This is a genomic window from Candidatus Benthicola sp., from assembly GCF_058719085.1.
This window is the reverse complement of record NZ_JBZQEK010000156.1, coordinates 1-23,433: the sequence shown is the minus strand read 5'-3', so window position 1 is coordinate 23,433 and position 23,433 is coordinate 1. Positions and strand designations below refer to the sequence as shown.

18 protein-coding genes are annotated in these 23,433 nt (G+C 68.5%); 9 read left to right on the top strand and 9 right to left on the bottom strand.

What is annotated here, in order from left to right:
* Window positions 1–73: 73 nt before the first annotated feature.
* Together otsB and AC36XV_RS11725 are read right to left on the bottom strand one after the other, a co-directional pair.
* Window positions 74–832 carry a trehalose-phosphatase gene (gene otsB / locus AC36XV_RS11730; RefSeq protein WP_492203870.1) on the bottom strand — a complete coding sequence of 253 codons (759 nt, stop codon included), beginning with the start codon at window positions 830–832 and terminating at the stop codon, window positions 74–76.
* Window positions 829–2,205 carry an alpha,alpha-trehalose-phosphate synthase (UDP-forming) gene (locus AC36XV_RS11725; protein WP_492203869.1) on the bottom strand — a complete coding sequence of 459 codons (1,377 nt, stop codon included), beginning with the start codon at window positions 2,203–2,205 and terminating at the stop codon, window positions 829–831. Before AC36XV_RS11725 ends, otsB begins: the two co-directional genes overlap by 4 nt.
* Window positions 2,206–2,403: 198 nt before the next feature.
* Here AC36XV_RS11725 and thyX point away from each other — a divergent pair, with 198 nt between their 5' ends.
* The 4 genes from thyX to AC36XV_RS11705 all read left to right on the top strand — a co-directional run bounded on the left by thyX (window position 2,404) and on the right by AC36XV_RS11705 (window position 8,691).
* On the top strand, window positions 2,404–3,384 hold the full coding sequence (gene thyX, locus AC36XV_RS11720) for an FAD-dependent thymidylate synthase (RefSeq protein WP_492203868.1): 981 nt from the start codon (window positions 2,404–2,406) through the stop codon (window positions 3,382–3,384).
* A 169-nt stretch (window positions 3,385–3,553) separates the two neighbouring features.
* On the top strand, window positions 3,554–4,582 hold the full coding sequence (locus AC36XV_RS11715; RefSeq protein WP_492203867.1) for a hypothetical protein: 1,029 nt from the start codon (window positions 3,554–3,556) through the stop codon (window positions 4,580–4,582).
* The gene (locus AC36XV_RS11710) at window positions 4,579–6,702 is read left to right on the top strand and encodes a hypothetical protein (RefSeq protein WP_492203866.1); all 2,124 of its coding nucleotides are present in this window, start codon (window positions 4,579–4,581) and stop codon (window positions 6,700–6,702) included. The genes AC36XV_RS11715 and AC36XV_RS11710 overlap by 4 nt, the downstream gene beginning before the upstream one ends.
* Window positions 6,703–6,762: 60 nt before the next feature.
* The gene (locus tag AC36XV_RS11705; protein WP_492203865.1) at window positions 6,763–8,691 is read left to right on the top strand and encodes a hypothetical protein; all 1,929 of its coding nucleotides are present in this window, start codon (window positions 6,763–6,765) and stop codon (window positions 8,689–8,691) included.
* 49 nt (window positions 8,692–8,740) lie between these two features.
* Here the strand turns inward: AC36XV_RS11705 and gyrA are convergent, their stop codons facing one another.
* The 3 genes from gyrA to rho form a co-directional block, all read right to left on the bottom strand.
* A complete protein-coding gene (gene gyrA, locus AC36XV_RS11700) occupies window positions 8,741–11,260 on the bottom strand; it encodes a DNA gyrase subunit A (protein WP_492203864.1) in 2,520 nt (839 codons plus the stop codon).
* Window positions 11,261–11,356: 96 nt separating this feature from the next.
* Window positions 11,357–11,779: a hypothetical protein gene (locus tag AC36XV_RS11695; protein ID WP_492203863.1), complete on the bottom strand. Its 423-nt coding sequence runs from the start codon at window positions 11,777–11,779 to the stop codon at window positions 11,357–11,359.
* Window positions 11,772–13,082 carry a transcription termination factor Rho gene (gene rho / locus AC36XV_RS11690; RefSeq protein ID WP_492203871.1) on the bottom strand — a complete coding sequence of 437 codons (1,311 nt, stop codon included), beginning with the start codon at window positions 13,080–13,082 and terminating at the stop codon, window positions 11,772–11,774. The genes AC36XV_RS11695 and rho overlap by 8 nt, the downstream gene beginning before the upstream one ends.
* Before the next feature lie 216 nt (window positions 13,083–13,298).
* Here rho and AC36XV_RS11685 point away from each other — a divergent pair, with 216 nt between their 5' ends.
* Window positions 13,299–13,655, top strand: a complete 357-nt coding sequence (locus AC36XV_RS11685) for a hypothetical protein (RefSeq protein ID WP_492203862.1) — start codon at window positions 13,299–13,301, stop codon at window positions 13,653–13,655.
* Window positions 13,656–13,679: 24 nt separating this feature from the next.
* Here AC36XV_RS11685 and AC36XV_RS11680 read toward each other — a convergent pair whose 3' ends face one another.
* Window positions 13,680–14,639 (bottom strand): MlaD family protein, encoded by a 960-nt coding sequence (locus AC36XV_RS11680; protein WP_492203861.1) that lies wholly within the window; start codon window positions 14,637–14,639, stop codon window positions 13,680–13,682.
* 66 nt (window positions 14,640–14,705) lie between these two features.
* On the opposite strand from AC36XV_RS11680, the gene AC36XV_RS11675 reads away from it, so the two are divergent.
* From AC36XV_RS11675 to AC36XV_RS11660, 4 genes are all read left to right on the top strand, one after another.
* Window positions 14,706–15,551, top strand: a complete 846-nt coding sequence (locus tag AC36XV_RS11675; protein WP_492203860.1) for a menaquinone biosynthetic enzyme MqnA/MqnD family protein — start codon at window positions 14,706–14,708, stop codon at window positions 15,549–15,551.
* Between the two features lie 129 nt (window positions 15,552–15,680).
* A complete protein-coding gene (locus tag AC36XV_RS11670; RefSeq protein ID WP_492203859.1) occupies window positions 15,681–16,067 on the top strand; it encodes a single-stranded DNA-binding protein in 387 nt (128 codons plus the stop codon).
* Window positions 16,068–16,134: 67 nt separating this feature from the next.
* Window positions 16,135–17,172, top strand: coding sequence for a complex I NDUFA9 subunit family protein (locus AC36XV_RS11665; protein WP_492203858.1), 1,038 nt, complete (start codon window positions 16,135–16,137; stop codon window positions 17,170–17,172).
* Window positions 17,162–17,761 (top strand): CDP-alcohol phosphatidyltransferase family protein, encoded by a 600-nt coding sequence (locus AC36XV_RS11660; RefSeq protein ID WP_492203857.1) that lies wholly within the window; start codon window positions 17,162–17,164, stop codon window positions 17,759–17,761. Before AC36XV_RS11665 ends, AC36XV_RS11660 begins: the two co-directional genes overlap by 11 nt.
* A gap of 15 nt (window positions 17,762–17,776) precedes the next feature.
* Here the strand turns inward: AC36XV_RS11660 and AC36XV_RS11655 are convergent, their stop codons facing one another.
* The 3 genes from AC36XV_RS11655 to AC36XV_RS11645 are packed head-to-tail and all read right to left on the bottom strand — an operon-like array spanning window position 17,777 to window position 23,390.
* The gene (locus tag AC36XV_RS11655) at window positions 17,777–18,883 is read right to left on the bottom strand and encodes an efflux RND transporter periplasmic adaptor subunit (RefSeq protein ID WP_492203856.1); all 1,107 of its coding nucleotides are present in this window, start codon (window positions 18,881–18,883) and stop codon (window positions 17,777–17,779) included.
* Window positions 18,884–18,897: 14 nt separating this feature from the next.
* The gene (locus tag AC36XV_RS11650; protein WP_492203855.1) at window positions 18,898–20,304 is read right to left on the bottom strand and encodes a TolC family protein; all 1,407 of its coding nucleotides are present in this window, start codon (window positions 20,302–20,304) and stop codon (window positions 18,898–18,900) included.
* Window positions 20,301–23,390 carry an efflux RND transporter permease subunit gene (locus AC36XV_RS11645; protein ID WP_492203854.1) on the bottom strand — a complete coding sequence of 1,030 codons (3,090 nt, stop codon included), beginning with the start codon at window positions 23,388–23,390 and terminating at the stop codon, window positions 20,301–20,303. Before AC36XV_RS11645 ends, AC36XV_RS11650 begins: the two co-directional genes overlap by 4 nt.
* Window positions 23,391–23,433 lie beyond the last annotated feature (43 nt).

Below are 23,433 nucleotides of genomic sequence, written 5' to 3'. Positions count from 1 at the left end.
GTCTGAGGCTGACAGGACTCAGGCATCGAGGATTCCGAGCGCAGCGAGGACCCACCTGGACGTTTGACGGAGGTCAGCGCTCGCCGCCGGTCAATCGACTTCTGAGTTGCAGCAGCCGTGAGAGCAGCGCGGCCACCTGTGCCGAGTCCGCCACCCGGAACCCGGCGGCCGTCGGCTCCGGTCCCACCTTCACGCTCACGTCCCGCACTCCGAGGGTCTCAAATGCCGCTTCGTCGGTCACGTCGTCGCCGATGAAGACCACGGCGTCCGCCCCGATTTCGGCGCGGTACCGATCGAGCGCCGCACCCTTGTCCGCTCGCACCGCCATGAACTCGATGACCTTCTTGCCGGACCGCACATCCACGGCCAGCTCTCCGGCCGCCTCGACGGCGGCCTGCCGGGCGGATTCATGGTGATCCTCCGCCACCCGCCGGTAGTGAAACGCGACGCTGTGTGGCTTGCCCTCGAGCTCGGAGCCCGGAAACCGACGACACACGGGCTCGAGCAGGTCCAGAAACCTCGCGGCGCCGGATGACCCGCTCGCCGTCTCGGACGGGTCGGACTCGGCTCCGTGACTCCCGATCAACCGAATGCCGGAGGGCAAGGGACCGAGGCGGCTCTCGAGATCCTCCCTTGCTCTTCCCGACAGCACGAGCACCGGGGTGCGCGGAAGCTCCGCCAGCGCCACGAGAGCATCGAGGGCCCCGGGATCGGGCCGGGCGGCTGCCGGGTCCTCGACGATCGGAGACAGGGTCCCGTCGAAATCGCTGGCCACCAGCAGAACGCGATGCGCCGCGGCCCGCTCGAGGGCCCGATCGAGCTCCGGACTCAACGTTCCAGCGCCTCGATGCAGGAGCGCGACCAGCGATACACGTCATGCTTCTTCACGGTCTCACGCAGCGGCCGCATCCGCACGGCCATCTGTTCGGAGCTGAGCCGAACGACGTCCCGCAGCGTCTCCGCGAGCCCATCGAGATCGACCGGGTTGATCAGGACGGCCTCCTTGAGCTCGGAGGCGGCCCCGGCGAATTCGCTCAACACGAGGAGCCCATCGTCGGAGGTCCGGGACGCCACGTACTCCTTGGCCACCAGGTTCATTCCGTCGCACAGCGGGGTGACCAGCATGACGTCCGCCGAGCGGTAGGCCGCTACGAGCTCCTCGAATTCGAGGTGTCGGTACATGTACACGACGGGCGTGTACCCGGGCCTTCCGAAGTCGCCGTTGATCCGGCTCACCAGGCCCTCGATCCGCTCCCTCTGCTCGGCATACTGGATGAGCGATTCGCGGCTGGGCACGGCGACCTGAAGGAAGACCGTCTCGGCTGCTTCCTCCGGGTGCCGTTCGTGAAACGTCTGGATGGCCCGAAGGCGGTGATCGATGCCCTTGGTGTAGTCCAGCCGATCGACCCCGAGGAGGACCCGGGTCGCCGGCGCCATCCGCTCGCGCAGCCGATTCGCTTCGGCGATCACCTCGGGACGTGCGGCGGTGCTGGCGAATGCCTCCGCATCGATCGAGATCGGGGCCCACTGGAGCCGTATACGCCGATCCCGGAACAACAGCATGTCCCCATCCGGCCGGGCCCCGGCGAATCGAATGGCCGCGTTGCGGAAGTTCGCCACGCTCTGGCGGGTCTGGAACGCGAGCACGTCCGCGCCCAGGAGGCCGTCCAGGAGGCTTTCGCGCCACGGCAGGTAGGCGAACAGCTCGATGGGAGGAAACGGGATGTGCAGGAAGAAGCCGATCGTCGCGTCGGGGCGCCGCTCCCGCAGATACCCGGGCACCAGCTGCATCTGGTAGTCGTGCACCCACGCGGTCCCGGAGGCCGTGAGGGCGCCGGCGGCCTCGTCGGCGAAACGGCGGTTGACTTCGCGATACGGGTGCCACCAGTGGCGGTGGTACTGGGGGGTGCGGATCGCGTTATGGTACAGGGGCCAGAGGGTGTTGTTGCAGAACCCGAGATAGTACGAGTCCATCTCCTCCCGGCTGAGCGGGACCGCGTGCAGGCGCATTCGATCGTGTGTGAACGGAGGTGGCGCGAAGTCGGGAACACCGGTCCAACCGACCCACACCCCGTCCCGTTCCTGGAGAATCGGAACGAGAGCGCTCACCAGGCCGCCCGGACTCGTCTCCCAGCAGTCCTGTTCCTCGTCCCGGCTCACCGGGAGCCGGTTCGCGACCACCACGAACTCGCTCTTTCTGTCCATCGCGTTCCCTTCCCCCGTGCCGACTGCCCCGAACCGGCGCTCCCCGGCGCGATAGCCCCGGCGGTGGGCCGGCCCTGCCGCCCGCTGCGACCTTCAACATAGCATCTCCGCGTCCCGAGATGCCGTGGCGGCCCGCCCGCCGCTCTCGTATCCTATCCTCCTCGGTCCAGTACAACGCCAATCCCGGACGGAATCCGCATGGAAACCAGGCGCACGGTAGTCCCGGCGGCCGAGGAGATCCTCGGAGGCTACTTCCCGGTCCTCGATCACGGTTTCGTGGCCCTGATCGACTACATGGGAAGCGACGAGAGCATCGAGCAGGCCGCCCGGGTGAGCTACGGGTACGGAACGCGGAAGACGAGCCAGACACGCGGGCTGGTGCGCTACCTCCGGCGGCACCGGCACACCACGCCCTCCGAGATGGTCGAGCTCAAGTTCCACTGTGCGATGCCGATGTTCGTGGCGCGGCAGTGGATCCGCCACCGGACCGCCTCGGTGAACGAGTACAGCGGGCGCTACAGCCTGATGCCCCTCCTGTTCTATCGCCCCGAGTACGAGGACTTCGCCGTCCAGAGCGCCTCGAACCGGCAGGGCCGGGAGGGCCAGCCAGCGCCCCGCGAGGTGTACGAGAAGGCGGTCCGGCAGTGGGAGGAGGTTCGCCGCGCCTCGAGCGACACCTACGGGTGGCTGGTGGAGGAGGACGTGGCGCGGGAGCTGGCCCGGATCGACCTTCCCCTGTCGACGTACACGCAGTGGTACTGGAAGATCGACCTCCACAACCTCTTCCACTTCCTCAGCCTCCGCGCCGACCCCCACGCGCAGTGGGAGATCCAGGAATTCGCCCGGGTGATGGCCGGGATGATGAAGCGGGTGGCTCCCCTCAGTTACGAGGCGTGGCTGGACTACGAGTTCAGCGGAGAGCACATGAGTCACGGGGAGCTCGAGGCGCTGCGGACGCTCGTCGAGGTTCGGGACGATGGGCTGGCAGCCCGAGATGGCGCGTCCCTGGACCGGGATGGTCTGAAGGAAGTCGGTCTGTCGGGACGGGAAGCGACGGAGCTCCTGGAGAAGCTGATCCCTGCGGAACGCCCCGACTTCGACCTCGACCTGTCCCGCATGAAGTCACCCGAGGAGTTCCAGTCGCGCATGCAGTCGGCGGTCCCGGGCGAGTTCGAGTAGGGACTCCCTGACGTTCGGACCCCAGCGAGACGGCCGGGCGGCACTTTTCCCCCGGTGTTCCGTAGTACACACAGGTCGGGGGGACGGGAGGTTCTCCGCGGGCACCCGCCATTCGTTTCATGCTGCAGATGGACGGGCCCGCGCGGAGTGGGACAGGAGGCTTCATACGATGCGGCTGAAGGCGCCCCTGAGGACGGGGCTGGCGCTCCTCGTGATGATCGGGATCATGGCACCGGGGCTGACCGGGGCGACCCCGCAGCAGGGCGAGATCCTGCAGGCCCGGGCTCCCGACGCGACCCTGAACGATCTCGCCGAATCGGGCGGGCTCAAGGCCACCGGCGCCTTTCCGTTCGACTACCAGTACCTGGCGTTCTCCGGCGGCGCACCCGAGTCGGTGGCCCTCTGGGCCGCCGCGAGCGTCGAGGCCGGCCGAATCCGGGGCGTCTTCGACCGGGGCTGGCGGTATTCCCTCTTCATCGGGCTGGAGCTGTTCCAGGGAGACTCCCTGGTCGCCGAGAGCACGCAGCGCACCGACTTCGTGTTCAGCCGGCAGGTCGCCGACACGACCCGGGACGGGTTTCCCCTTCAGACGATGGTGAGCGTGCCGCCGGGCGAGTACGAGTACCGACTCGTCGTGAAGGACCTGAACTGGCCCGATGACCGTTCGGTCAACCTGGTGCAGGGCGACCTCGAAGTGCCCGCCTTCGAGGTCACTTCGCCGGTCGTGAGCTCCATCGCGGTGGCGGCCGACTCGATCGGCACCTTTCGACCGGCCGCCGGTGTCGAGCTTCAGCTCAACGCCGCGGCGATCGTGGAAAAGGCCGCCCGGCCCTTCATATACTTCGAGGTGTATGGACTGACGCCCGGAAGCACCTACCGGGGAGAGATCCGGCTCTCGTCCACCTGGGTGTCCCGGGGGAGAGGGGACGTGTTCACCGGTCCGCGCGAGCCGTTTCAGATGCAGTACCGCGGCAGCGTCCCGGCCGATCCGACCGTTCCCGTGAGGGCCGTGCTCAGGCTGGATACGCGGGACGCGGAGCCGGGGCCGTACCAGGTACAGGTCCGGGTCACCGACCTCGAGACCGGGGAGAGGAGCGAGGTCCGGAAGGCCGGCCTCAAGATCCGCCCCCGGACGGCGCGGGTAGCTCCGATCACGGAGATGGAAGTGCGAACGGACGGGGCGACGGAGGGACGTTGAGAAAGAGGATGAGGATGGGGAGGACACGGACGCGCAGTGGCCGCCGTCTCGGGCGGGTGGCGATCGTTGCCCTGGCAGCGGGGCTGTCGGGGTCGCTGATGGCGGTGACACCGGCCGTCGCGCAGACGATGCCCGCCCAGGTGTACTTCGAGCTCGTCAATCGGGGCTACGAAGACCTCGCGGACCGGATCTCGAAGAAGCTCGAGTTCCGGGCCAACCCCGACGACGAGGACGTGCAGTCGCTTCTCGACCGGTGGACCCGCGAAGAGGGGGGCCCGGACGACGGGTGGGACTACATCGCCGTGACCCGCCTGTGGCTTCGCGCGGGTCGGGCCGCACCGGCCGAGCTCGCCCTGATGGAGGCCGAGGAATACGGAGACGTGCCGGCCCCCATCCTGCTCCTCGACCAGGCGAGGGTGGCTTTTCTGGGCGGCCAGGTCCCTCTCGGAGAGCAGGCCTACTGGAAGGGGTGTGAGGACGCCGGCGAGACGGCGTACAAGGAGTACTGGCTGGACATCGAGTCCCTGGCGACTCCCGAAGAGCTGGAAGAGTGGGACCGGTTCCGCCGCCTCCCGATCACCCAGACCGACCTGTGCAGCTTCCTGCGTCCGTTCTGGAACGAGAGGGCGCTCGCCTCGGCCATGGAAGTCGGGCAGCGAATCTCCCTCCACTACGCACGCACACGATACGCGCTCGACAACTACCGGCGCCGCGGCGGAAAGAAAGGGCCGACGTTCTCCAACCGGCTGGGGCGGCCGACCAACTCGGCGTACGACGACCGGGGACTCGTCTACGTCCGCATGGGCGAGCCGGATCGGCAGACCACCTTCGGAGGGAACCCGTCGATCGGCCAGGACGTGGTCAGCGCCGAGTGCTACCACCCGAACGAGAGCTGGGCCTACGACTACCCGGGCGGTACGCGCGTGTACCACTTCTCGACCCTGAGCGGCACGGACGACTACTGGCTGATCGAGAACCTCGGTCTCGTGTACCGATGCGGTGATCCGTCTGCGTCGCTCGCCGGGACGGCCGGAGCCCCGGTGACCGGCGTCCTGTCGCCCGTCAACGAGAACCGTTCGGTCCTGCTGGGACCCAACGCGGGCCTGGTGCTCCAGGACCTGTATCGGTCGCGGCAGGGCGTGGATCCACGGTACGCCGGGATCGCCCAGCGCATGGACGACCAGCTGGGTCAGAACGTGTTCAGCCCGTCGGCGTCGACTTCGGTGGGCTCGGAGGCCCTCGACTCGCAGCGCGCCCTGGCGCGCGAGCGCGAGTGGACACGCGCCGATGGGACCTTTGCCGTCGATTCCGTGCCGGATCGCCCCCCCGTGATGCCGAACTCCAGGCTGATGGTCGAGGAGCTCCAGTTCCTCAGCCCGAGGGAGGGGATGAACCGGGTATGGATCAATGCGGTGATCGAGGCGGACCGGCTCAATCCCGTGGCGCTTCCGGGCGGGCAGTATCGCTACCGGGTCGACGCCCGGTGGGTCATCGTCGACGAGGCGGGCGAATCCGAGGTGCGGAGCTCGTCGTTCGAGGCGGTGACGCCCCGCCTGCTGGGACGCGATGAGAGCCTTCCCATCCGGATCGCCGCCGACCTTTCGCCGGGTCGGTACCGCTACACGCTGCTCCTGAGAGACAGCCGCCCGGCGTCCGGCCAGGAGCTGCCTTCGGGGAACTACCGGCGGGTGGACCTCACGGTCCGGCAGCTGGCGGCGGGCGCCCCGGCCCTCTCGGACGTGGCGGTGGCGGCGGACTCCGGCGGTGCGTGGTCGCCCGGAGGCGGTATCCGGGTGCGCCCCAGTCCCGCCCACCTCACCGGGCCGGACGGCGTCGGCTGGATCTACTTCGAGGTCTACAACCTCACGCCGGGCGGCCAGTATACGACCCGGCTGCGCCTCGAGCCCGACGAAGGCGTGGACGGCGACGCGTTCGAGCTGTCCTTCCCCGGTGACGGAGCGACCGATGCGAGCCGGATGTCGCGGCGCCTGCTGCGCCTCGACCTGACCGATACGGAGCCCGGACGCTACGTCATGCAGGTGACGGTCACGGACGAGGCGAGCGGGGCATCCACCCTTCCGTATTACACGCCGGTGGTGTTGAACCGGGCTTCGCCCTGAGCCGCCCTCGCGGTGACCTCACGGTGGATGTGCGGTAGGGCTTTCCCGGGGACCGCGCGCGTGGCGCTCGGTGTCCTCGCGATCGGTCTGCTGATGCCCTCGAGCGCTTCTCCGCAGACCCTTCCCGGGCCCGCCTACCACGAGCTGATGTCCGGGGGCCACGAGGAGCTGGCGCGCGACCTGGCTCGCCGTCTCGACCTGCGCTCCGATCCCACGCGCCGCGACGTCGAACGTCTGCTGGATCGCTGGGACGAGGAGACGGGCGGACCTTCCTCCGGGATGGACTGGCTCGCCGTCGCCCGGCTGTGGCTGCGGGCCGGCGACGCGGCCCGGGCGGAGTCGGCCCTCGAGCGGTCCGAGGGGAGGATCCCCGAGACGCTGTGGCGCATCGACCGGGCGAGGATCGCGTTCTTGCGTGGACGGATCGAGGGGACGGCCGACTACTGGGCCGCCTGTGCCATCGCGGACGAGACCGCGGCGACCGAGTTGTGGCTGGACGTCGAGGTGCTGGCCACTCCCGACGAGCTCGACGCGTGGGACCGCTTCCGGACCCTGCCGGCGGCCGATCGAGACGACTGCGCCTTCCTGCGGCGGTTCTGGAATCGGCGCGCCGCGGCGTCCGCCATCGACGTGGACGCGCGGATCCTGGAGCACTACACGCGGTCCCGATACGCCCTCGATCACTATCGTCGACGGGGCCGGGTGAAGCCTCGCTTCTCGGTCCGCCTCGGGCGGCCCCCCACCGCGGTGTATGACGACCGGGGTCTGCTGTACGTCCGGATGGGCGAGCCGGACGAGGTCGCGGTCCACCTGGGGGGGGAGTGCATCGAGCCCAACGTGACCTGGGGATACGATCGCCCGGGGGGCTACCGGGTGTACCACCTCTCCCCTCTCGCCGGGATCGACGACTGGTACCTGCTGGAGAACCTCGCGATCGTGTACCGCTGCGGCTCCTGGGATCGCAACCCGATGGTCGCGCTCTCGCCGCTCCTGCTGGATGTTCCCGGCGCTCCCTTCCACGACCTCTACCTGTCGCGTATGGGGCTCGATCCCCGGTACGCGAGGATCGCCGACCGGGCCATGCAGGGGATCGGCGACCCGTTCGGCGCATCGGCCCTCGCCGAGCTTCTCGCCGATGAACGGGAATGGACCTGGGAGGACGGAGAGTACGCCATCGCCACGGTTCCCGAGAGGCCGGACGTCGACCTGGAGGTGGACTTCGGCCTGGAGTGGCTGCAGTTCAGGGCGTCCCGTCCCGGTCTGACCCGGGTGTGGCTGAACGGGATCGCACGGGCGACCGACCTCGAGGGTTTCGAGGGCGACGATGACGGCGAGTACCGTCTCGAGGTGCGCTGGACGCTCCTCGACGAGTCGGGGCTCGGCTTCCGATATGCTCCCGCCGCCTTCGATCTCGCCGTGCCGGGTCCGGTGGACGAAGAGACCGGCATCAGCTTTCGGATGCCACTGGACGTTCCGCCCGGCACGTATCGGTGGACGGTGGCCGTGGAGAACCCGCCCGGGCCGGGCGGAAGCGAGGGCGAAGGCAAGCGGCATGGCGGATATGCGGATGGCCAGGTCGTCGTGCGCGACCTGACGACGGACCTTCCCATCCTCTCCGATGTGGCGGTCTCTCCGGATTCGCTCGGCGGCTGGTCACCGGTGGAGGGAGTTCGACTGAACCCGACGCCGGCCCACATCACCGGGGAGGATGCCGTCGCCTTCATCTACTACGAGGCCTACAACCTGACGCCCGGCGGGCGGTACGAGACGCGCGTCGTCCTCGATCGCGAAGGAGAGGAACGAACGTTCGACCTCACTTATCCGGCGACCGCGCCGACCGGGGCGAGCGTCGTCACGCCCGGCTATCTGCGGATCGACCTGACCGCCTCCGCACCGGGCGACTACACCATGACGGTGACCGTCCTCGACCGGACCAGCGGCCACGTGACCCTGCCCGTGCACACGGAGATCCGCATCGGCCCCGACTGATCGGTTCGGCCGACGCTACCGAACCGCTTGGACGGCCCGGGGCTGGAGGTCAGAGCTCGAGTTCGGCCTGCGCCTCCTCCGCGGCGTCGTCTTCCTCGTTCTCGACCGCCTCCGCTTCCGCCCCGGAGCTCCGGTCGGAGGGGTCCTCGACCGACACGCGGAGCGGGTGCACGCCGACGATGGGACCGGCCCGACCCGACAGGGCCTCGATCTTTGCCGCTGTGCCTCGCCGCGGCTTCACGGGCAGTCCGTCCACGGCGAGCGGCACCACTTCGCCGGACGCCAGCTCGCACATGCCCGAATCGCCGGGATGCACGGCGAGAAGTCCGACCAGGCCACCGGCCCGGTCCGTGTCCGGGTGAATGGCCATCCCCTTTCCGGCGCGCCCCTGCCGCTTCATCTCGGTGAACGGGACCCGCTTCGCATAGCCTTCGCTGCTCACCACGAGGAGCTCGGCGTCTCGTCTCGGCGTCAGCGCCGCCACGAGACGGTCGCCCCCGCCGATGTCGATCCCCTTCACGCCGCGAGCGGTCCGTCCCATGGGGCGGATCTCGTCCTCGGAGAAGCGGATCGCGAGGCCATCCCGGGTGGCGAGGAGCACGTCGTCCGAGCCCTGACTGGGGCGCACCACCATCACCTCGTCATCGTCGGCGAGACCGATGGCCCGGATCCCGCCCGCACGAACGTTGGCGTACTCCGAGATCGCCGTACGCTTGACCTGTCCCCCCCGGGTCACGAAGAGCAGGTACTTCTCCTCCTCGAAGTCGGCCACCGGTACGAGCGACACGATCCGATCGCCCTGTGGGAGCTCCACGAGGTCGGAGAGCAGCTTTCCGCGCGAGCTCCGGGTGCCCCGGGGGAAATCCTTCACCACGAGGGAGTGAACCGACCCCAGGGCCGTGAACATGAGGATCTCGGTCGAGCCGCGAGCGACGAAGGCCTGACGCACGAAGTCGCCGTCCCGCTCCGCCATCGCCTCCGCTCCCGACAGACCGCCGCTGCCCCGGACCGCCAGGGCCTTCGCGTAGCCGAGGCGGCTGACCATGACGAGCGACGACTCGCCACTCTCGCCGGCCGGGAGAGGGAAGGGCTCGCTCTCGTCGAGGATCTCCGTACGGCGGTCGTCTCCGTATCGAAGCGTGAGCTCCGTCAGCTCGGATCGGAGCAGGTCGCGTCGGGCTGCGTCCTCTTCCACCAGGTGTCTGAGCTCCTCGATCCTCGCCCGGAGGCCCTCCAGCTCCTCGATCAGCTTCTTGCGCTCGAGCTGAGTGAGCCGCGCGAGGCGCATGGCCAGGATCGCCTCTGCCTGCCTCATCGACAATCCGAACTCCGCGCACAGGCGGTCGGCGGCCGCGCGCGGTGAGGTCGAGTCGCGGATGAGCTCGATGACCCGGTCGATGTGATCCAGCGCGGTCAGCAGTCCCTCGAGGACGTGGGCCCGGTCCTCCGACTTCTGCAGCTCGAACGTGGCGCGACGCCGGATCACGTCCAGCCGGTGATCCACGAAGCACTGCAGCGCCTGCTTGAGGTCGAGCTGCTCCGGCCGCCCATCCACGAGAGCGAGCATGATGACGCCGAACGTGCTCTTGAGCTGGGTCTTCAGAAACAGGGTCTTGAGCAGCTTCTTGAGGTTCGCGTCCCGCTTCAGCTCGATCACCAGGCGCACCCCGTCCCGGTCCGACTCGTCCCGGAGGTCGGTGATCGCCTCGACCCGGCCGCTCCGCACGATCTTGGTGATCTGCTCGATCACGCGCGTCTTGTTCACCTGGTAGGGGAGCTCCGTGACCACGAGCGAGGTCTTTCCGTACATGCCCTCCTCGAGGTGCATCCGGGCTCGCATCTCCACCAGGCCCCGGCCGGTGCGGTATGCGTCTCCGATTCCCTCCCAGCCCCAGATGTAGCCGCCGGTCGGGAAGTCGGGTCCGTCCACGAGCTCGACGAGGTCATCCACGGTGCAGTCCGGGTGACGCACCAGGTGGTCGGTGGCCGCGGCCAGCTCCCGCAGATTGTGCGGCGGGATCTTGGTGGCCATGCCGACCGCGATGCCATCCGAGCCGTTCAGCAGGAGGTGGGGAAGGCGGGCCGGGAGCGACGTAGGCTCCTCGAGACGGCCGTCGAAGTTCGGAACGAAGTCCACCGTGTCCCGGTCGATCTCAGCGAGCAGCTCCATGGCCACCGGCGCCAGCTTGGCTTCCGTGTACCGGTAGGCTGCGGCGCTGTCCCCGTCGATGGAGCCGAAGTTGCCCTGTCCATCGACCAGCGGATAACGGAGCGAGAACTCCTGCACCATGCGCACCAGGGTGTCGTAGACCGCGCTGTCGCCGTGCGGGTGGTACTTGCCGAGCACGTCGCCGACGACCGTAGCGCACTTCTTGTGCTCCCGGTCGGGCAGGAGACCCAGTTCGTACATGGCGTACAGGATGCGGCGGTGCACCGGCTTGAGCCCATCCCGCGCGTCGGGCAGGGCCCGTTGCACGATGACGCTCATCGAGTAGTCGATGAAGGAGTCGCGAAGCTCCTCTTCGATCAGGCGGGTGACGATTCTCTCGTTGCGGGCGGTGGTCTTCACGGTGGAACGGCGCGTCCTTTCGGCACGTGGGGGGTCCTGGTACGGATCACGTTCCGATTGTCGCGGGCCGCGCCACGGGGCACAAGAGCGGCGCGGTCAGCCTGCGAGCAGGCTCGCCGTCTCTTTCTGGGGACCGGTGGGCTCGCCGGGCACGGCGAGCAGGGTGACGGGGGCCCGGTCGTCCTCGGGCATGAAGAGGATCATGTCGCCGGCGCCGGGAGGCTCTCCGGGGTCGAAGTCGCGGGCCCTGCCGGTCGGATCGATGGCCACGGGCCGCCCTTCCGCGAAGCGGGACGCAAGCCAGACGCCGTACTCGAGCCACGCGCTGACCGGATCCCGTTCTCCCGATCCGATCGACGGCTCGAGATCATCCCGGTAGCGGCGCGTCGCCTCTTCGAACGCGGTCGGGTCCGACTCCTTCAGCTGAAGAAGGAGCTTGCGGTACGCCGGCCGCAGGTCGGCGAGACCCGATCGCTCCAGCGCTTCTTCGGTCCGCCGCCCGATCGGATCTTCACTCACCGGCCGCCATCGAGTTCAGGAACTCGGTGTTGTCCGCCGTGCGCCGGAGCCGGTCGATCAGGAACTGGATCGCCTCGGCCGGTGGCATGTCGGCGAGGAAGTTCCGCAGCAGGTAGATCCGGTTCAGCTCCGTGTCGTCGAGGAGCAGCTCCTCGCGCCGGGTGCTGGAGCGGTTGACGTCGATCGCCGGATAGATGCGCTTGTCGGCGATCTGGCGGTCGAGCAGGACTTCGCTGTTGCCGGTGCCCTTGAACTCCTCGAAGATCACCTCGTCCATCCGGCTGCCCGTCTCCACGAGGGCCGTGGCGATGATCGTGAGGCTGCCGCCTTCCTCGATGTTCCGGGCCGCTCCGAAGAAGCGCTTCGGCTTGTGGAGGGCGTTGGCGTCCACACCGCCGGAAAGGATCTTGCCCGAGTGAGGGACGGTCGTGTTGTAGGCCCTGGCCAGGCGGGTGATCGAGTCGAGCAGGATCACCACGTCCTTCTTGTACTCCACCAGGCGCTTCGCCTTCTCCAGGACCATCTCGGCGACCTGAGTGTGCCGGTCCGCCGGCTCGTCGAAGGTGGACGAGATGATCTCGGCCGCGACGTGCTCCTCCATGTCCGTCACCTCCTCCGGCCGCTCATCGATGAGCAGCACGATGAGGTGCACGTCGGAGTTGTTCTCCAGGATCGCGTTGGCGACCTTCTGCAGCAGGATCGTCTTACCCGCCTTCGGGGGCGAAACGATCAGCATGCGCTGCCCCTTCCCGACCGGGGCCATGAGGTCGAGGACGCGCATCGAGATGTCGCCGTCCTGTCGCTCCAGGCGCAGCCGCTCTTCCGGATACCGGGGCCGAAGGTTGTCGAACGCGATCCTGTGCTTCGCGGACTCCGGATCCTCCCCGTTAACCTCCTCGACCTTGAGGAGAGCCAGATACCGCTCTCCCTCCTTCGGCGGCCGAACGCGCCCGAGGACGGTGTCGCCCGTGCGGAGGTCGAAGCGCTTGATCTGGGAGGGCGAGACGTAGATGTCGTCGGGTCCGTAGAGGTAGTTCCAGTCCTGGCTGCGCAGGAATCCGTACCCTTCCGGGAGGATCTCCAGCACTCCCTCGCCCCTCAGCACGACATCCGAGTCGAGCAGGTTCTGTTCGATGCGGAATATGAGGTCCTGCTTCCTGAGGCCGGAGAAGTTCGCGATGCTCAACTCCTCGGCCATCTCGTGCAATTCAGCGATGGACTTTGATTTCAACTCTGCGATGTCCACGGGGTGCTCCGGTGGTTGGGACGGATCCGGTCGTTCCAGACCGCGCCGCGAGGCGATTGTTCTATCTCAGGAATCGTTCAGATACGAGTCGTTCAGCGGTCCGAGAAAAGCGGGTTCGGCGAGATACGGGTGGTTCACCCTCATATAACCGGATCGCCGCTCACGGTCAAGATCGCGATCGACGTCTCCATCCTGTACGTTCGAGGGCCGGTCCGGTTCCCGCACGAAACCCGTTCCCCACCGCGGCGACGAGACGCAGACGGAGACGACACGATGGCACGACACAATCGGGAGGCACGAGGCGTCGACCAGCTGGGCACCCTGTGGCGCATCAGCTACCAGCCCGACTGGCTCAGTCGGGTGAAGATCTCGCGGCAGCTTCCCGGCGATCGCCGTCGCTCCATGGTCACCTTGTTCCGCAATCCTGCGCGCCGGGCCGAGGCGTCTCCCGGTCGGGTCGTGCGGACGGGCATCTCGTCGGTCGACGGCGCGACGGACTTCCGGATCTCCGTCGAGGACCCGGAGGGCATCGTGGAGTCGGTGATCGTGGTCACCCGAAGGAAGCGTGGCAGGAAGAAGGAAGTCGTGAAGTACGTGCTCGAATCGAAGCTCCCGCCACCCCGCGGCTGAATCGCGACCGGGAGCCCGGCCTCCTCAGAACAGCCGTATCCTGAGCCACCGCCACGGTTTGCGCCGAAGCTCGGTCTTGAGGCTGTCGAGCCTCGCGCGAGCCGCTTCCTGCTGACGCTCGATTTCGTCGTCGTACAGGGCCCGGCCGGCCGTGCCCCTCCCGGCTCGCAGGTCGGCGTCGATCCGGTCGAGGTTCACGGCGATTCTCTCGAGACGGCGGGTGAGCGTCACCATCGCCTCGGCGACCTCGGCCGCCCTTTCCTCGTCGCCGAGCTGCCGCAGCGTCGAAACGACGGACGCCATAGCGGGCCCCAGCGAGTCGGCAGCCGCCCGGGCGGGAAGCGAGCTTTCCGATCGGAGCGCAACCGCCACGGACTCCAACCCGGCGGCGATCCCGGTCATTCTGGCCGCGAGCACCGTGTCCTGCCGGAACCCGGTGGCACTTCCGGATCCGCGCTCGATCTCGTCGGCGAGTGCCCTGGACAGGATCAGCAGAGTGTCGATCGCGCCGCGTGCCGTGTCGGCGAGAGCGAGCAGGTGATCCGTCGTCCGGGCCGCTGGCACGAAGAGGGTGTCCGAGAAATCGAACGGAGGGGCCGCCGGATCGCCGGGAGTCAGCTTCAACACTACGGGGGCGAGCAGCGAGGAACTGGATATCGCCGCCTCGGCGCCGGAGCGGAGGAAGGGCGCGGCGCTGCGCCGAAGGATGGTGTGGATGACCACGCGGCCGTCCGGCGGTCCCTCGGGGTCGGCGAACCGAACCCGGGTCACGCGGCCGGAGGGGGATCCCGCGATCCAGACCTCGGCGCCCGGGACGAGGCCTCGAGCGTCCTCGGCCACCACGATCACGTCCGGGCCTTCGGCGAAGACGCGGCGGATCGTGTCGAGGAAGAACACGGCGCCCGATGTGACGATCACCACCAGGAGAATGAGCAGTCCGGGAAGGTAGGATCTCCACGGGCCGCGCGAGGTGCGGGCTCTCACGGTCTTGCGCCGCCGTCGGGCGATCGCGATCCATCCTCGACCGACCGACACATGCAGCGAGGACTGATGCTACGCCTCGGGAACATTGACTACAGCAACTGTTATCCGATCCACGGACCCGTCCTGGAGGGTGAAAGGCCCGACTGGCTGACCGTGGTCGACGGTACTCCGTCCGAGCTCAACGATCTTCTCGCCACCGGAGGCCTCGACCTCGCTCCCGGCTCCAGCATAGAGCTTGCCCGCCATGCGCGCGAGTACGCGGCCCTGTCGGGACTGTGCATCGGGAGCGACGGTCCGGTGGAGAGCATCCTCCTGGCCACGCATCACCCGCTCGAGCAGCTGGACGGCCGCACCGTGGCGCTTCCCACGGCCTCGGCGACGTCGCGGATCCTGTTGAAGATCCTGCTCGAGACCCGACTCGGAATCGAGCCCCGGTGGTCGGAGTTCGACCAGCGGTCGGAGGACCCGTTGTCGGGACGAGCCCCGGAGCGGAACGGGGAAGGGGAACGGGCGGCAGACGCCGCACTGTTCATCGGTGACGTGGCGCTCCGGCGACAGCCGGTCGCCGACGAGGTGCACGTGGACCTCGGTGCCGAATGGAGGACGTGGACCGGACTCCCGTTCGTCTACGCCCTCTGGCTGGTGGCGGGCTCCGCCGTCGGACGACCCGAGACGGCCGACCTGCACGAGAGGTTTCTCGCCCGGCGGGATGCGCTGGCAAGCGAACGGGAGACCCTGGCCGAGCGCGCCGCCCGACGCTATCGATTCACCCCGGCCCGCCTCGCATCCTACTGGACCTGTATCCGATATGAGCTGGACGCCCGAATGCTCGCCGGCCTGGAGCGGTTCCTGTCGCTTGCGGCCGACCTGGGCGAAGCGCCCCCGCCCACGGATCTGCGCTTCGTGCCCTGACCGGATCGCGGACGCCCACAACCGTCACAATCCGCCTTCCCGCTCCCCCGCGCTTCGGTGAACGTACACCCCGGGCGCGGCGCGTGGCCGCGTTCGTCCACGACGGCAACGACGCGAAAGGGGGCGCACATGGCGCGGTCGGTAAACCGGGTGATTCTCGTCGGTAACGCGGGCTCCGACCCGGATGTTCGGGAGACGTCATCGGGGCAGACGGTGGCGAACCTCTCGCTGGCGACCAACCGGGTCTTCATCCAGAACGGGCAGGAACAGCGAAAGACCGACTGGCACCGTCTCACCTTCTGGGCCGGCGCGGCGCAGACGGTCGAGAAGTGGGTGCGCAAGGGGACCCGCCTGTACGTCGAGGGACGAATCCAGTACGGCTCGTACGACCGGGACGGGGTCTCGATTCCGACGGCGGACGTGGTGGTACAGGACTTCGTCTTCCTGGATGGCCGCCCGAATGGCGACGGTGGCGCGGAAGCGTTCGAGCTGGAGGAGTCCAGCGTGTTGGATTGAAGGACGTTGCGCGCTTCCACGACCCATCGCCAAACTGCAACGGTTTCCCAAGGGTCGCGGAGCGAACATGGGGGCAGGTTCGGCGGAGGCTGACCGGGAGGCCGGCCATCCGGCTGGCGGGGTCGCCGAATGTGAGAGGCTGGATCCGATCGAAGCGGCCGTGGCGCCCTCGCGCCGCGTGCTCGTTACCGGTGCGTCCGGATTCATCGCCTGTCACCTGCTTCCCCGGCTGGCGTCGCGCGGCCACCGGGTTCGGGCGCTGTGGAGAGGACGGGAGGGACCGGGTCGCCGCGCCGCTCCCGGAGTGGAGTGGGTGCGTGGCGACGTCCGGAATCGAGACAGCCTGGATCCGGCGGTGTTCGAATGCGACGCCGTCGTCCATCTCGCCGGGTGCGCCGAGCCCGACGCCGGGGATCGCCTCGAGCGAGTGAACGTCACGGGCACCCGCCACCTGCTCGCCGCGAGCATGGATGCGGGGGTACAGCGCTTCGTGTACGTGAGCGCGCTCGGTGCCAGCCCGACGGGCGGGCCTTACTACCGAAGCCGGTTTCACGCGGAGGACGCGGTCCTCTCCTCGGGCGCAGAGCACGTCATCATCCGCCCGGCCGTCGTGTACGGCCCGAACGACCACTTCGTCACCGCCATCCTGTCCCTGTTGCGGCGGTTCCCGGTGTTTCCGATGCTTGGAGATGGCACCTTCCGGCTCCAGCCGATCGCCGTCGAGGACCTGGTGGACGCGCTGACCCAGTCGGTGGAGCGCCCGGACGTGGAGGGAGGGCTGTACGAGCTGGCGGGTCCTGACCGGCTCAGCTTCACCCGCATCGTGCGGATCGTGGGAGCGCTGGCGGGAGTCCGGCGGCCGATCGTGCCCCTGCCGGATCCGATGGCGTCCCCGCTGACCCGGCTGGCCCGTACGGCGGGGCTGTCGACCCCGTTCACGCGGGAACAGCTGGACGTGCTGCGCCGCGGAAGCGTGCTGAGCGGAGAGGAGAACCCGCTCCGATCGGTCTTTCACGTGAAGCCGCTCCCGTTCCGGGATGCGCTCGCGGACTACCTGGCTGCAGGCCTCGGAACCGAATCGGAGGACGCATCGGATGAATCGTGACACCGCGGACCGGACGGAAGGTCTCACCGGAATCGAGTCCGAGGACGCGCACGGCTCCGGGTTTCTCACGATCGGGAATTTCCTGTCCCTGCTGAGGATCCCCCTCGGCCTCATGTTCCTGGTGATTCACGAACCGCTCTGGGTGGCCGGGATCGTGGTGGTGGGCGCGGCCACGGACCTGCTCGATGGCCTCGTGGCGCGGTGGACGCACACCCAGTCGGAGATCGGGGCGCTGCTCGATCCGTTCTGCGACCGGATCTTCGTATTCCTCGCCCTGATCTCCTTCCTGCCGACGGGAAGGATCGGCTGGGCCGGCTTTCTGATCCTGATCCTGCGGGACATCTTCACGGGCGGGGTGTTTCTGGTCGGACGGCTGGCCGGGAAGGAGATGCCGTTTCATTCCCGGATGGGAGGCAAGATCACGACGTCCCTGCAGGTGGCGGCGCTGCTGACGCTGATCTTCTATCCCTACTACGTGAAGATCCCGGTCTTCCTGGCCGGGATCGCCGCCGTGTACGCCATCATCGACTACGGCACGGCGGGAATCCAGAAGATGTACCCGGTGGGCAGCCCGACCCCGTCGAGCTGACCCTCACGGTGCGCGTCAGCGTTCCACCACGTTGGGACTGAGAGGGGTGTCGGGGCCGAGCCGCTCGATGCCGCCCACCACCACCTGTCTTCCCGGCTCCACGCCGCTCCGGATCTCCACCCAGCCGGGAGTCCGAACGCCCAGCTCCACCTCTACGCGACGGGCCGTTCCCTCGTCCGTCACCGTCCACACGTAGTCCGCGCCCTGGAGCGCCAGGATCGCGTCCTCGGGCACCACGACCGCATTCGAGCGCACGTCGGTCGCGAGACGTGCCTCGAGGAACATGCCCGGCTTGAGCGTCCGGTCCGGGTTCGGGACGCGGGCCTTGACGGTGATGGTGCGACCCGGCAGCTGGACGCGCGGGTCCACGAAGTCCACCACGCCCTCGAACACCCGGTCCGGAACCGACGCAACCTGGAAGGTGATCCGCTGGTCGAGCGCCAGCCGCTGGGCGAACCGCTCGGGGACCTGGAAGCTGGCCCTCTGCGGGTCCACCGTCTGCAGCGTCGTGAGAGGGTCGCTCGAGGTCACGTAGTCCCCGACGCTCACCAGCCTCTGTCCGACCACGCCGGAGAAGGGCGCCCGGACGACGGTGCGGTCGAGACGCGTCTGCTGGAGCTGGAGCTGGGCCTCGGCGCTCCGAAAGTTGGCCTCCGCCAGCTCGAGGTCGGCCTCCGAGGAGGCATCGCGCTCCAGGAGCTCACGGGTTCGGGTCAGTGCCTGCCTGGCCAGGTCCCGCTCGGCCTCCAGCCTGGCCACCTGGCTCCGGAGCTCGGCGTCATCGATCTTGAACAGGGCCGTGCCAGTGGTCACTTCCGTCCCTTCGCGAGCGAGGATGCGGACCAGGCGGCCCGGCACCTCCGGACGGAGATCGATCGACTGCACGGCCTCGATCTCCCCGGTGGCGCTGATCGCATCCACGACGGTATCCACCCGAGCTGCCACCACGTCGACCGGGAGTCCCCTGGGTGCGCCGCCCGGCGGGCCGCCCGGCGGACCGCCTCCCCCCTGCGCCCCGGCTTCCCCGCCTTCCTCACCGGAGCAGGCGACCGTGGCGAGACCCACGAGGAGCGCTCCCAGCATGCAGATCCGTATCGGCCAACTCGTATTCTTCAGCTTCACAGGTATTCAGCCCCTCATTTGTCGAACAGACGACGGCCCAGGATGGCCTCCACGCCGGCCAGCGCGAGACGTGTCGTAAAGCGTGCCTGCACCAGACCCGCCTCGGCCTCGGTCAGGCTCACCTGGGCCGACAGCAGGTCGAGGATCGTCGTGGCCCCCGCCTGATAACGTTCTTCCTGCACCCGCAGGGCCTCCCGGGCCACCACGACCGCTCGTTGAGCGAGCGCAGCGCTAGCGCGAGCCGCATCGTAGGCCTGGTAGGCTCCGACGATGTTCCGACCGACCTCTCTCTCCGTGTCGTTCCGGGTGGCCTCGGCCACCTGCCGGACCGTGTTGGCCCGATACACCCTGAGTTCCCGGCTGGCCCCGTCCCAGATGGGAAGGCTGAGCGCCAGGCCCCAGGTCGTCCGGGTCGTGGCGTCCGGGAGCACATCGTCGTCGAAGCCCGCCCACTGGCCGAACAGGCTCAGCGTGGGGAAGTAGGTGCTTCGCTCCGTCTTGAACAGCGCGTCGGCCACCCGGGCGTCGGCCTGGACGACCTCGACGCGAGGGCTGGAGGCCAGGGCTTCGCGGTATGCCTCTTCCTGAGTGACCGGGAGCTCACCGGTCAGCACCGTATCGAGAGGGGCCGCGTCGGCCGGGCCGGCATGACCGATGCGCCGTCCCAGCTGAAGACGGGCCACCGTGACGGCGGACTCCTGCTGAAGCAGCTCCACCTGCGCCCGCGTGAGCTCCAGCAGGAGCTGCAGGGAGTCGGTCTGTACCGCCGCGCCGGCGATCACCCGGGCGCGGGCGACCGCGAGCTGCTGCTCCGCCCGGTCGACACGCTCGCTGGCGACCCGGCGCAGCTCGGTCTGGGCAATCACATCGTAGTAATCGGCTTCGGTGCCGAGCGCCGTCTGGAAGCGGGCCTGGAGTTCGCCCGCCCGCGCGCCTTCGACCCTCGCGGCGGAGCGCTGCATGTCGAAGATCTTCGCGCCCCCCCGGAACAGGTCGTAGCGGCCGCCCAGGGTCGCGGTGGTGAGCTGGTCGGTGAGATCGCCCGTCCCGATGTTGAACTGCGGTGACGAGAACCGGTTGTACGACCACTGGAACTGGATGCTGGGGATCAGAAACGCCATCCAGGCCTGCCGGCGGACCCAGTCTGCGTCGCCCACGTCCCGGAGCGCCGCCACGTAGCCCGGGTCCACGTTGGCCGCGAGCTTGAGGGCTTCGGCGAGCGTCACCTGGAGCATCGTGTCCGCCGCGGTCGCCTCCTGATCGAACGACGGTCCGACCTCGCTCCCCGACATTCCTCCGGCGGCCGGGATCGAGGCCGCCATCTGGGCCGAGACCCCGTCCGGACTTCCGACGGTGACGGCGACGATGCCGGCGGCCAGCCAGGCAGCCCGAGCGAGGCGCCCGGTCCCCGCGGCGCTCACGATGCCTCCGGTTCCATGGAGCCGAGCGATTCGGCTGCCCGGCGATCCGCCCTGCGGCCCCGGATCTTGATCGCCAGGGCATCGAACAGGGTGTAGACGGTCGGAACGAGGAACAGCGTCAGGGCGGTCGAGAAGATCAGCCCTCCCACCACGGCATAGCCGAGCGGCCTCCGGCTGGCGGCGCCCGCCCCCAGGCCGAGGGCGATCGGCATCAGCGCGATGATGGTCGCCACGGAGGTCATGAGGATCGGGCGCAGACGAATCCGGCCCGCCTCGAGCATGGCCTCGATGGCGTCCATCCCACGCCCCTTCAGCTGGTTGGCGTACTCCACCAGCAAAATGGAGTTCTTGGTCACGATGCCGATCAGGAGGATCATGCCGATCTGGCTGAACAGGTTCAGCGTCGATCCCGCGAGGAGCAACGTGACCAGCGCTCCCGTCACCGCGAGGGGCACCGCGAGGAGCACGGTGAAGGGGTGGATGAGCGACTCGAACTGGGCGGCCAGCACCATGTACACCACCACGAGCGCGAGCACGAAGGCGAAATAGAGCGCGTTTCCGCTCTCCTCCAGCTCCCGCGACTCGCCGGCGAGCGCCGTCGAGCTGCCGGGGGGCAGCAGGTCGGCCGCCACCGCATCCAGCGAGTCGATCGCCTGGCCCAGCGTCAGGTTCGGTCCGAGCGCGGCCGTGAGGGTGAACGAAGGAACCCGGTCGAAGTGGTTGAGCTGGCGCGGCCCGACCCCCTCCTCCACGTGGGCCACCGCATCGAGCGACACCAGCGTGCCCTGCCTGCCGCGCAGGTAGATGCCGGACATGTCCCCCGGCGTCGCCCGCTCATCGGGCTCGAGCTGAACGATCACGTCGTACAGCTTGTTGTCCCGGGTGAAGGTGCTGATGCGCTGCCCGCCGAGCAGCACCTGGAGCGCGTTCGAGATGTCGGCGATCGCCACGCCGGCGTCTTCCGCCCGATCGCGCTCGTACCGGACCGTGAGCTCCGGCTTGTTGACCCGGAGGTTCGTGTCGACGTTCAGCAGCCCGGGGATCTGTCGCGCCCTGGCCGTCATGCGATCCATGGCCACGGCCAGCGAGTCGAAGTCAGGATTCCGGACCACGTAGTTCACCGGGCTCCCGAAGCCGATCGCGGCCGGTGCGCTGGCGAACGCGAACAGCCCCGGGATGCCCATCATCCTGGGCCGGATTTCGGCCAGGATCTCGTTCACGTCACGGTCTCTCTCGGACCAGTCCGCGAGGCGGGCGAAGATGATCCCGTTGTTCACGCCGCCCGGCCACCCCGTGATGCTGAAGTAGCTCGTGATCTCCGGCACCTCGGCCAGGATCGCCTCGACCTGCTTCTGATACCCCTCCGTGTATTCGAGGGAAGAGCCCTCGGGTGCGATCAGGAAGCTGACGATCGCCCCGCGATCCTCGGGAGGCAGGAACTCCCGCTCCAGCATCGTGAACACGCCCACGGCGAGCAGGACCGAGGCCACGCCGCCCGCCACGACGAGAAGCCGGTGGCGAATGGCCACGGCGAGCCACCTCTGGTACTGGTGGGCGATCCCTTCGAACGCCCGCTCGAACAGCAGGAAGATCTTGCCGTGCGACTTCGGAACGCGGAGGATCTTCGCGCTCAGCATCGGCGTGAGCGTCAGGGCGACGAAGCTGGACACCACGACGGCCCCGGCGAGGGCGATCCCGAACTCGTTGAACAGCCGTCCCGCGGTTCCCTGCAGAAACGCGAGCGGGGTGAACACCGCGACCAGCGCCACCGTCGTCGCGATGACGGCGAACGCGATCTCCCGCGTGCCCTTGATGGCCGCGGCCGTCGGTTCTTCGCCCAGCTCTTCCTGGTGGCGGTAGGCGTTCTCCATGACGATGATCGCGTCGTCCACCACGATCCCGATGCCGAGGATGAGCGCCAGCAGGGTGAAGTTGTTGATCGTGAATCCGAGGGCGTACAGGACCGCGAAGGCGGCCGTGATCGACGTCGGGATGGCCAGGCCGGGGATGATGGTCGCGCGCACGTTGCGCAGGAACACGAAGATGATCAGCACCACCAGGATCGCCGCGAGCACCAGGGTCTCCTGCGCCTCCTGGATCGAGCGGCGCACGAACAGGGCCTGGTCGAAGCCGATGTTGATCGAGATGCCCGGCGGCAACGCCGCCTCGATGAGCGGGATCTCGTCGCGGACGGCGTCCGAGACCTCGATCAGGTTCGCCTTCGACTGGCGGACGACCCCGATGGCGACCGCCGCCTGTCCGTTGTAGCGGAGCGACCAGCGGTCGTTCTCGGGACCGAGCTCCACCCGACCGAGATCCCGAAGCCGGATCACCTGGCCGTTCGCGCTCGATACCACCAGGGCGCCGAACTCGTCGGGGGTCTTCAGCTCGCCCAGCGACCGGACGGTAAACTCCCGTCGCTCCGACTCGATCCGCCCGGCGGGCACCTCGACGTTTCGTGTGCGGATGGCGCCCACCACGTCCTGCACGGTGAGGCCGCGTGCCGCGAGCTCGCGGGACTCGAGCCACACGCGCATCGAGTAGCGCTGCTCACCCGCGATCTGCGCCCGGCCGACGCCGGGCAGGGACTGAAGACGCCGCTTCACGACCCGGTCGGCGATGTCCGAGAGCTGCAGGAGATCGTAGTTGTCGCCGGCGATCGACAGCCACATGAACGGCTGGGCATCCGCTTCCTGTTTGGCGACGACCGGCTCGAGGATGTCCTGAGGGAGGCGTCCGCGCACCCGCGCCACCTTGTCGCGCACGTCCTGGGCGGCGAGCTCGAGATCCCGATCGAGGTTGAACTCGATGGTGATGTTGCTGCTCTGTTCGCCGCTGGTCGACGTCAGGGTACGGACGCCCGGAAGGGTACTGAGCTCCTCCTCGAGAATGTCCGTGACCGTCGTTTCCATCACCCGCGGATTCGCGCCCCTCAGCGTCACGGAGACCGAGACGATGGGCGGGTCCACGTCCGGGAGCTCGCGCACCGAGAGCCGGGTGAAGCTCAGCACGCCGAAAAGAACCAGAGCCGCCGCGACCATGCTCGTCAGCACGGGCCGGCGGATCGAAGTATCCGAGAGTATCAACTCAACCTCGCCACCAATGACCGGTCTACTGTACAGGCTCTGT

What these genes read in the sequence shown, in the direction of transcription:
- AC36XV_RS11675 (WP_492203860.1), top strand. Translation starts at nt 14,706, where the DNA reads ATGCTACGCCTCGGGAACATTGACTACAGCAACTGTTATCCGATCCAC.
- AC36XV_RS11660 (WP_492203857.1), top strand. Translation starts at nt 17,162, where the DNA reads ATGAATCGTGACACCGCGGACCGGACGGAAGGTCTCACCGGAATCGAG.
- AC36XV_RS11725 (WP_492203869.1), bottom strand. Translation starts at nt 2,205, where the DNA reads ATGGACAGAAAGAGCGAGTTCGTGGTGGTCGCGAACCGGCTCCCGGTG.
- AC36XV_RS11715 (WP_492203867.1), top strand. Translation starts at nt 3,554, where the DNA reads ATGCGGCTGAAGGCGCCCCTGAGGACGGGGCTGGCGCTCCTCGTGATG.
- AC36XV_RS11670 (WP_492203859.1), top strand. Translation starts at nt 15,681, where the DNA reads ATGGCGCGGTCGGTAAACCGGGTGATTCTCGTCGGTAACGCGGGCTCC.
- AC36XV_RS11665 (WP_492203858.1), top strand. Translation starts at nt 16,135, where the DNA reads ATGGGGGCAGGTTCGGCGGAGGCTGACCGGGAGGCCGGCCATCCGGCT.
- thyX (WP_492203868.1), top strand. Translation starts at nt 2,404, where the DNA reads ATGGAAACCAGGCGCACGGTAGTCCCGGCGGCCGAGGAGATCCTCGGA.
- AC36XV_RS11685 (WP_492203862.1), top strand. Translation starts at nt 13,299, where the DNA reads ATGGCACGACACAATCGGGAGGCACGAGGCGTCGACCAGCTGGGCACC.